Annotated in this window: 11 protein-coding genes; 7 read left to right on the top strand and 4 right to left on the bottom strand. The window is 72.3% G+C overall.

Annotation, left to right across the window (positions count from 1 at the left end):
• Positions 1 to 378, top strand: a 378-nt coding sequence (locus VFC33_01290) for a pyridoxamine 5'-phosphate oxidase family protein (protein ID HZR11858.1), incomplete at its 5' end; no start/stop codon positions are given.
• A 204-nt stretch (positions 379 to 582) separates the two neighbouring features.
• Complete coding sequence (locus VFC33_01285; protein ID HZR11857.1) at positions 583 to 1,047, top strand: CBS domain-containing protein; 465 nt, start codon at positions 583 to 585, stop codon at positions 1,045 to 1,047.
• A 7-nt stretch (positions 1,048 to 1,054) separates the two neighbouring features.
• On the opposite strand, the gene VFC33_01280 is transcribed toward VFC33_01285, so the two are convergent.
• Both VFC33_01280 and VFC33_01275 read right to left on the bottom strand, forming a co-directional pair.
• Positions 1,055 to 2,305 (bottom strand): RNA polymerase sigma factor, encoded by a 1,251-nt coding sequence (locus tag VFC33_01280; GenBank protein HZR11856.1) that lies wholly within the window; start codon positions 2,303 to 2,305, stop codon positions 1,055 to 1,057.
• 7 nt (positions 2,306 to 2,312) lie between these two features.
• Positions 2,313 to 2,651 (bottom strand): YciI family protein, encoded by a 339-nt coding sequence (locus VFC33_01275; GenBank protein HZR11855.1) that lies wholly within the window; start codon positions 2,649 to 2,651, stop codon positions 2,313 to 2,315.
• 98 nt (positions 2,652 to 2,749) lie between these two features.
• Between VFC33_01275 and VFC33_01270 the strand changes: the two genes are divergently transcribed.
• Together VFC33_01270 and VFC33_01265 are read left to right on the top strand one after the other, a co-directional pair.
• Positions 2,750 to 3,514 carry an SDR family oxidoreductase gene (locus tag VFC33_01270; protein HZR11854.1) on the top strand — a complete coding sequence of 255 codons (765 nt, stop codon included), beginning with the start codon at positions 2,750 to 2,752 and terminating at the stop codon, positions 3,512 to 3,514.
• Between the two features lie 62 nt (positions 3,515 to 3,576).
• On the top strand, positions 3,577 to 4,095 hold the full coding sequence (locus tag VFC33_01265; protein ID HZR11853.1) for a DUF2269 family protein: 519 nt from the start codon (positions 3,577 to 3,579) through the stop codon (positions 4,093 to 4,095).
• A 4-nt stretch (positions 4,096 to 4,099) separates the two neighbouring features.
• Here the strand turns inward: VFC33_01265 and VFC33_01260 are convergent, their stop codons facing one another.
• Positions 4,100 to 4,984, bottom strand: coding sequence for a TauD/TfdA family dioxygenase (locus VFC33_01260; protein ID HZR11852.1), 885 nt, complete (start codon positions 4,982 to 4,984; stop codon positions 4,100 to 4,102).
• Positions 4,985 to 5,054: 70 nt separating this feature from the next.
• On the opposite strand from VFC33_01260, the gene VFC33_01255 reads away from it, so the two are divergent.
• Complete coding sequence (locus VFC33_01255) at positions 5,055 to 5,618, top strand: helix-turn-helix domain-containing protein (GenBank protein ID HZR11851.1); 564 nt, start codon at positions 5,055 to 5,057, stop codon at positions 5,616 to 5,618.
• A 64-nt stretch (positions 5,619 to 5,682) separates the two neighbouring features.
• Entirely contained in the window at positions 5,683 to 6,102 is a 420-nt protein-coding gene (locus VFC33_01250) for a hemerythrin domain-containing protein (GenBank protein ID HZR11850.1), read from the top strand.
• A gap of 2 nt (positions 6,103 to 6,104) precedes the next feature.
• Here VFC33_01250 and VFC33_01245 read toward each other — a convergent pair whose 3' ends face one another.
• Positions 6,105 to 6,797 (bottom strand): hypothetical protein, encoded by a 693-nt coding sequence (locus VFC33_01245; GenBank protein HZR11849.1) that lies wholly within the window; start codon positions 6,795 to 6,797, stop codon positions 6,105 to 6,107.
• Between the two features lie 45 nt (positions 6,798 to 6,842).
• Here VFC33_01245 and VFC33_01240 point away from each other — a divergent pair, with 45 nt between their 5' ends.
• Positions 6,843 to 7,973, top strand: a complete 1,131-nt coding sequence (locus tag VFC33_01240; protein ID HZR11848.1) for a PLP-dependent transferase — start codon at positions 6,843 to 6,845, stop codon at positions 7,971 to 7,973.
• Positions 7,974 to 7,985: the final 12 nt, after the last annotated feature.

Genomic DNA, 7,985 nt, shown 5'->3' with positions numbered 1-7,985 from the left:
GATCCCGATGAGTGCCTGCGCCTGCTGCGTGAGGAGTCGTACGTCGGCCGGCTCGCATTCGTCGTGGACGGTCGGCCCCTCGTCCTGCCCGTCAACTACGTGGCCGACGGCTCGTCGATCGTCTTCGTCACCCCGTCCGGTACCAAGCTGAGCGCGCTGCGTGACGGCGCGGCCGTCGCGTTCGAGATCGACCAGAGCCGCGCGCTGTACCACACCGGGTGGAGCGTCCTCGTCCAGGGGCACGCCCACGAGGTCACCGACGAGGACGAGATCGCGCGCCTGCAGCGCGGACCGCTGCGGTCGTGGGCCGAACCGAAGGCCGGCCACTGGGTGCGCATCACGATCGACGAGATCTCCGGCCGCCGGGTGGGGGACTGAGCGAGCGAGCCGTGAGGCGAGCGGGAGCGTGGCCCAGCGGCCCGGCAGCGCGAAGCGCTGCCAAGAGCGGAGACACGAGCGAGCGAGCCGGACTTCCTGCGGCCGGGACCTTCGGCACTGGTCACGGTGGCCGTTTGGGTCCATGCTCGAGGAGCACGACGACGGGGTCGTGGATCTGATCGTCGATCCGGTCGCGGATCTGTCGTGGAGTGGAAGATGGCCGAGATCTCCTGGCCCACCCTGGCGGCCTCCGGTACCCGTCTCGACTCGATGCCGTTCGACGAGCCGATCGTGCTCGCGTCCGACGTGACGTTGCAGACGGCGGCGCAGGCCATGGCCCGGTCCGGTCGGCGCGCGGTCCTCGTCGGGTCGTGGACCGTCGTGACCGAGACCGACATCAGCCGCGCGGTGGCGACGGGCCGCCCGCCGACGACGCTCGCCGCGGCCGTCGCCCGGCTCGACCCGGTCGTCGTATCGCGCGACGCGACCGTGCTCGAGGCGGTGACCTCGATGCTGCGCGCCTCGCGCAGCGAGTGCGTCGTCGTCGACAGCAGCTGGCGCGTCGTCGCGCTGGTCGAGCTCGGACGCGTCGTCGCGCACGCGTTCGGCGACACGGTGACGACGAACACCGAGATCGTCCTCGACGAGCTCGTCGGCGGGCGCGCCTGACGCGCGTTCACCTCGCGCGCTCGACCTCCGCGAGCCGGCGCGTGAGGTAGCCGCGCTCGGCGTCCGTCGGCGCGAGCGCGAGCGCGTCGCGATACGCGTCGACCGCGGCGCCGCTCCGACCCAGCCGGCGCAGCAGATCGGCGCGCGTCGCGGGCAACAAGTGGTACCCGCGCAAGGCGCCTGACGCATCGAGTGCGTCGACGATCGCGAGGCCGGCTCCCGGCCCATCCGCCATCGCGACCGCGACCGCGCGGTTCAGCTCGACCACCGGCGAGCGCGTCATGCGGGCGAGCTCTCCGTAGAGCGCCGCGATCTCGGCCCAGTCCGTCGCCTCGGGCTCGGCGGCGTCCGCGTGGCAGGCGGCGATCGCCGCCTGCACCTGGTACGGACCGGGCCGGCGGCGGCGCAGGGCTCGCTCCACGAGCGCGGTCCCTTCGTCGATGGCCGCACGGTCCCACCGAGACCGGTCCTGCTCCTCGAGCGGCACGAGGTGTCCGCTGTCTTCCACGCGCGCGTCACGCCGCGCGTCCTGGAGGAGCATGAGCGCGAGGAGCCCGAGCGCCTCGGGCTCGTCGGGCATCAACGCGACGAGCGTGCGCGCGAGGCGGATCGCCTCCGCGCACAACCCGCGCCGCACCAGGTCCGCACCTGCGCTCGCCGAGTACCCCTCGTTGAACAACAGGTACAGCACCGCGAGCACCGCGTTCGTCCGCTCCGGGAGCAGATGCGCGGGAGGCACGCGATACGGGATCCCAGCCTGCGCGATCTTGCGCTTCGCGCGCACCAGGCGTTGCGCCATCGTCGCCTCGGGGACGAGGAACGCGCGCGCGATCTCGGCGGTCGTCAGCCCCGCGAGCGTGCGCAGCGTCAACGCCACCTGTGCCTCGGTCGACAGTGCGGGGTGACAGCACGTGAAGATGAGCCGGAGCCGGTCGTCGGCGATCCCGCTGTCGTCGCCCGGGCCCGGCCCGCCGGGTTGCGAGAGCACGCCGACCTCCTGGAGCTTCGCGGCGCCGGTCGCCGCGCGCCGGAGACGGTCGATCGCGCGGTTGCGCGCGGTCGTCGTCAGCCAGGCGCCCGGAGTGCGCGGGACGCCGTCACGCCGCCACCGCTCGAGCGCCAGCGTGAAGGCGTCCTGCGCGCACTCCTCGGCGAGGTCCCAGTCACCGGTGACCCGGATGAGCGTGGCGACGACGCGGCCCCACTCCTCGCGGAAGGCCCGCGCGACCGCGGCCTCGACGTCGTCGCCGTCACCCATCGCCCGGTCACATCTCCCAGATCGGGCGCACCTCGATCGACCCGTGCGCGGCGGCCGGGATCCGCGACGCGACCTCGATGGCGTGGTCGAGGTCCTTCGCGTCGACGAGGAAGAACCCGCCGACCTGCTCCTTCGTCTCCGCGAAGGGGCCGTCCGACATGAGCACCTCGCCGTCGCGAACCCGGACGGTCGTGGCGGTCGTCGCGGGGCGCAGCCGCTCACCGCCCCGCAGGACGTCACCGAACTCCTCCATGAACGCCTGGTACTCGGGGCTCGCGCCCGACGCACCCTCGGCGGACGGGTCCGGCCCTTGCTCCTCGACGCAGATCAGCATGATGTAGCGCACGGTTCCTCCAAGTCGCTCGTGGACCAGCTTCGTCCCTCCGACGAACGGGCGCGAGCGGGATCGACACTCACAACCCGGAAATCCGAGAGGATGGTTCGATGGAGCTCGACGGCAGGGTCGCGATCGTCACGGGCGCGTCACGCGGGATCGGCAAGGCGCTCGCGGTGGGGCTCGCGGAACGGGGCGCATCCGTGGTGTGCGCGGCGCGGACGTTCGACGAGCAGCCCGACGGGCTGCCGGGCAGCGTCGCGGCGACCGCGGCCGCGATCACGGCATCGGGTGGACGCGCGCTTCCCGTCCGGTGCGACGTCGGCGTCGAGCGCGACCTCGACGGGTTGGTCGATGCCGCGATGCGCGAATACGGGCGCGTCGACGTGCTCGTGAACAACGCGATGGCACCGACGCGCGGCGCGTTCGACGACACGACCGTCGAGATGTGGGACGACTCGATGAGGACCAACGTCCGAAGCCTGTTCCTGCTCGCGAAGCTCGTCGTCCCGCACATGGCCGCGAACGGCGGTGGGAGCATCATCAATGTCTCGTCGGGCGGAGCGGACCACGCGGCGACGGCGGCGATGCCGCCCGGGTTCGTGACGTACGTGGTCGCGAAGGCGGCCATGGAGCGCTTCACGACCGCGCTCGCGCCGGAGGTCGCGGACCGGGGCGTCACCGTGAACGCGCTCCGACCGGGTGCGGTGAAGACCGAGCTCGCCACGCTCGAGCTCGGCGAGGACTTCGACTGGTCGGGTTGGAGCGCGCCCGAGGCGGTCGTCCCCGCGGTCGTGTTCCTCGCCGAGCAGATCGGCACGCAGTTCACCGGGCGGATCGTCGACTCGACGCAGTTCGGCCGGACCTGGCCGTGAGTCCGCCGCGCCCCGACGCGTTCGTGGCACGCTGACGCCCCGCGAAACGCAAGGGGGTCTCGATGCCTGGTGAGAGCGGAGCGTTCAACTTCGTGCTCCTGCTGCACATCTTGTCGGCCATCATCGGGTTCGGCGCGGTGTTCCTCAACGGGCTGTACGCGGCGCAGGCGAAGGCCAACCGCGGGCCCGGAGGCCTGGCGATCTCGGAGGCCAACTACAAGGTCACCTCGGTCGCCGAGAAGCTGATCTACGCGGTCCCGATCCTCGGGATCATCCTCGTCGCGATCAGCAAGGACCACTACTTCAAGTTCTCGCAGGCATGGGTGAGCGCGGCGCTGGTGCTCTACATCGTCGGGCTCGGGATCTCGCACATGGTGATGATCCCGGGACACCGCCGCATCAACACGTTGCTGCGCGACATGGCCGGCGCGGGCGCGCCGGCGGCCGCCGCCGCGGCCGGGCCGCCGCCGCAGGCCGTCGAGATCGAGGAGATCGGCAAGCGCATGGCCGTGTTCGGCCTCGTGCTCGACGTCCTGCTGATCGTGATCGTCTACCTGATGGTGTTCAAGCCCGGGTTGTGAGCGCTCAATACGGCTTGTCGCCGATGATCGTCGCCCGCTCCATCACGCGCACGTTCGGGTAGTAGTCCGACGCGGCGTAGTGCTGCACCGCGCGGTTGTCCCAGAAGGCGATCGAGTCGCGCGCCCACTTGAACCGGCACTGGTACTCGGGGACCTGGGCCTGCTCGCACAGGAGCTCGAGCAGCGCGTCGCTCTCGTCGGCGTCCATGCCCACGATGTGGCTCGTGAAGACGCGGTTGACGTAGAGCAGCTTGCGCCCGGTCTCGGGGTGGGTCCGCACGACGGGGTGCTCCACCGCGGGGTAGCGCTCCTGCATGCGCGCGAGCTCGTCGGGATCCGAGATGCCCTGGCCGAACGTGCGCGTGAAGTCGTGCACCGCGACGAGCCCGTCGATGCGGTCGCGCACGTCGCCCGGCAGGTTGTCATACGCGCACGCCATGTCGGCGAAGAGCGTGTCGCCGCCGACCGGGGGAGCCTCGACGGCGCGCAGCACGGAGCCCAGCGACGGGATCTGCCGCCACGACACGTCGCTGTGCCAGACGTTCTCGTAGCCGCGGTCGTCGGGGCCCTTGGCGAAGCGGACGACCTCGGGAGTCTCGCCTGCGGGCAGGAACGGGTGGATCTCGAGCTCGCCCCAGCGCGCCGCGAAGGCGCGGTGCTGCGCGCCCGTGACGTGCTGGTCGCGGAAGAAGAGGACCTTCCACTCGAGCAGCGCACGGTGCAGCTCGGCGTGCGTCTCGTCGTCGAGCGGCTCGCGCAGGTCGACGCCCTCGATCTCGGCCCCGATGACGGGGGAGAGGGGGCGGAGGCCGAACCGGCGCGGGACCAGCGGCTCCCAGCCGTCGGGCAGGCGGCGCACCCGCTTGGGACCGGCGACGACTCGCAGCATGGGGACCTCCGGGCACGAGGTAACCGACGGGTTACCAAGCGAATGTAACCGGCCGACTACATTGGCGCAAGTGGCGACGCGGCGCAGACCACGGGCCGAGGCGTGCGAGGCCATCCTCGACGCGGCGATGCACCTGTTCGCGACGCGGCCGCCGCACAGCGTCTCCGTGCGCGAGATCGCGGCCGCGGCCGGTGTCAACCACGCCCTGGTCCACCGGTACTTCGGCTCGAAGGAGGCGCTGCTCGGCGCGGTGCTGCAGCACGCGACGCGTCAGGGAGCCGGTGTCGTCGCCGACGCGCGCGATGCACGCGAGGCCGTGAGCGCGGTGTTCCGTCTGCGCAGCCGGGGCGAGCCGTACACGCCGGCGCTGGCCCGTGCCCTGCTCGACGGCGCCGATCCACGAGCGCTGCAGGATGAGTTCCCGATCATTGCGCGGCTCGTCGAGCTCGTTCGCGCGCAGCACGACGTCGACGATCCGCTCGGGGCACGTGTCGCGGTCGCCGCCGTCGCGGCGCTGCTGCTGGGCTGGCAGCTGTTCGAGCCGTTCCTCCTCGCCGCGACCGGCATCTCCGACGCCGACCGCGATGCCTGCGAACCGCTGCTCGCGTCGCTTGCAGCGCGTCTCGTCGAGTGATCCGTGCATCACGCGCGCGCGTTGCGGGTATTCGGTTGCCAGCGCGACGACACGCGCGACCGACATGCCGAATGCAGCCGACCTCCTGATGCAGAGCCACCGGACCATCCGTCGTCTGCTCGCGGGGCTGGACGATAGGTACGACGACGACACGATGCGCCGGCTGGTCCACGAGGTCGACGTGCACCTCGAAGCCGAAGAGCGCCTTCTGTATCCGGTCGTCGAGGACAACATCCACGGCGTGCCCGAATCCGTCGACGTGTTCACGCGAGAGCACGCCGAGTTGCGCGATGCCGTCGAGCAGCTCGCGAAGGCCAGTGATCCCGACGGCCGGGTCGCGCTGCTCCATGCCGCGCGCACCGTCTTCGAGCGGCACGTCCACCGGGAGGAGGCAGATGTCCTCCCGCGCTGCCAGAGCGAGCTGGGCGAGGCGCGCATGCAGGAGCTGGGCCGCGAGCTCGACGCGTTCTACGAGTCGCACTGACGTCAATGCGCGGCCGCGAACGCGACGAGCGCGGCGTACGCCTGCGCGCCCTGCGGTCGCAGGTGGATGTCGTCCTGCCAGAACCACTCCGGATGCGGCGTGCTCGCGGCGTTCCAGTCGACGAGCCGCGCGTTCGGCCACCGCGCGACACCGGCCTGCAAGGTCGCGTTGACCGCCTGTTCCCACGAGCGCGGCTCGTGCGCGTTCACGAAGACGACCTTGCGCGGTCCGATCGCGCGCATCGTCGCGTCGAACTGGGCCGCGCTGAAGGGACCGTTCGTGCCGAGGTGGACGACGACGACCGAGGGCAGCGCGCCGCCCGCGGCCATTCGTTCGAGGATCTGCGTCCCCGTTCCCCACTGGCGGCTCTCGACGGCGTCGACGGTGATCCCGCGGGCGCGCAGCTGCGGGGCCGCGCCGAGCATCACGGAGTCGCCGATCGCGAAGACGCCGTCGACGCGCGGTGGCGACAGCGCGATCGCGAGCGGCGCGTACGGCGGCGGTGGGACCGTCGTCGTCGCGACCGGCGGGCGGGTCGTCGGCGTCGTCGTGCTCGACGGCGGCACCGAGGACGTGGTGGACCGCACGACCGCGCGGGCCGGGCGGTCGGCACGCTTCGCGGCGTGTGAGCTGCCGGCGCACGCGGCCAGCGCGACGACGACCGCGCCCGTGAGGACGCGGCGGGCAGGGATCAAGCGCCAGACCCTACCGGCCGTTCCGGGATCTGCTATCAGCGGGACATGACATCGCTGGGCCTGCCCCACGCACGCCGCCCGCTCTCGCCCGCGACGCTGGCCGTCACCGCGGGGCGACCGGCCGACGTCCCCGACGGGCCGCTGAACCCGCCCGTCGTGTTCTCCTCCACGTACCACGCCGGCGGTCCCGTCGCGTACGGCCGCGACGGGAACCCCACGTGGGACGCGTTCGAGGAGGCGATCGGCGCGCTCGAGGACGGGCGCGCGCTCGCGTTCGCGTCCGGGATGGCAGCGGTGGCGGCGGTGCTCGAGACGTTGCCGGTCGGCGCGCCGGTCGTGCTGCCCGTCGACGGGTACACGGGTACCCGGGCGCTGATCGAGGAGGCCGCGCCGGGACGGTGGGAGCCCCGGCTCGTCGACATCACCGACACGGACGCCGTGCTCGACGCGTGCACCGGCGCGGCGCTGCTGTGGGTGGAGTCGCCGACGAACCCGAAGATGGACGTCGCCGACCTGCCCGCGCTGAGCGCGGGCGCGCACGAGCGGGGCGCGCTCGTCGCGGTCGACAACACGTACTGCACACCGCTCGTGCAGCGCCCGTTGCGGCTCGGTGCGGACATCGTGGTGCACAGCGTCACGAAGTTCCTCGCCGGTCATTCCGACGTGGTCCTCGGCTCGGTCGTCACGCGCGCCGCGCACGAGCACGCGCTGCGCCAGCGGCGGAGCCTCCACGGCGCGATCCCCGGCCCGATGGAGACGTTCCTCGCGCTGCGCGGGCTGCGCACGCTGTCGGTGCGGATGGACCGTGCGCAGGCGAACGCGCTCGAGCTCGCGTGCCGCCTGCGTGACCACGGCGCGGTCACGCGCGTTCGCTACCCCGGCCTTGCCGGCGATCCGTGGCACGACCGGGCGCGCGCGCAGATGGCGGGGACCGGCTTCATGCTCGCGTTCGAGGTGCGGGGCGGGGCCGATGCGGCCGAGGCGGTCGCGCGCTCGACCCGTCTGATCGTGCACGCGACGAGCCTCGGTGGTGTCGAGACGACGCTCGAACGCCGGCGGCGGTGGGCGCGCGAGGACCTCACACCACCCGAGCTCCTGCGCATGAGCGTCGGGTGCGAGGACGTCGACGACCTGTGGGACGACCTCGTGCACGCGCTCCGCATCGGCGTTCGTTGACGCTCGCGCGCG

Source organism: Acidimicrobiia bacterium (assembly GCA_035651955.1).
Classification (GTDB): domain Bacteria; phylum Actinomycetota; class Acidimicrobiia; order IMCC26256; family JAMXLJ01; genus JAMXLJ01.
The sequence above is the reverse complement of the archived record's forward strand: the minus strand, read 5'-3'. Positions and strand labels throughout refer to the sequence as shown.

What these genes read in the sequence shown, in the direction of transcription:
- VFC33_01265 (HZR11853.1), top strand. Translation starts at nt 3,577, where the DNA reads ATGCCTGGTGAGAGCGGAGCGTTCAACTTCGTGCTCCTGCTGCACATC.
- VFC33_01270 (HZR11854.1), top strand. Translation starts at nt 2,750, where the DNA reads ATGGAGCTCGACGGCAGGGTCGCGATCGTCACGGGCGCGTCACGCGGG.
- VFC33_01240 (HZR11848.1), top strand. Translation starts at nt 6,843, where the DNA reads ATGACATCGCTGGGCCTGCCCCACGCACGCCGCCCGCTCTCGCCCGCG.
- VFC33_01250 (HZR11850.1), top strand. Translation starts at nt 5,683, where the DNA reads ATGCCGAATGCAGCCGACCTCCTGATGCAGAGCCACCGGACCATCCGT.
- VFC33_01280 (HZR11856.1), bottom strand. Translation starts at nt 2,305, where the DNA reads ATGGGTGACGGCGACGACGTCGAGGCCGCGGTCGCGCGGGCCTTCCGC.
- VFC33_01260 (HZR11852.1), bottom strand. Translation starts at nt 4,984, where the DNA reads ATGCTGCGAGTCGTCGCCGGTCCCAAGCGGGTGCGCCGCCTGCCCGAC.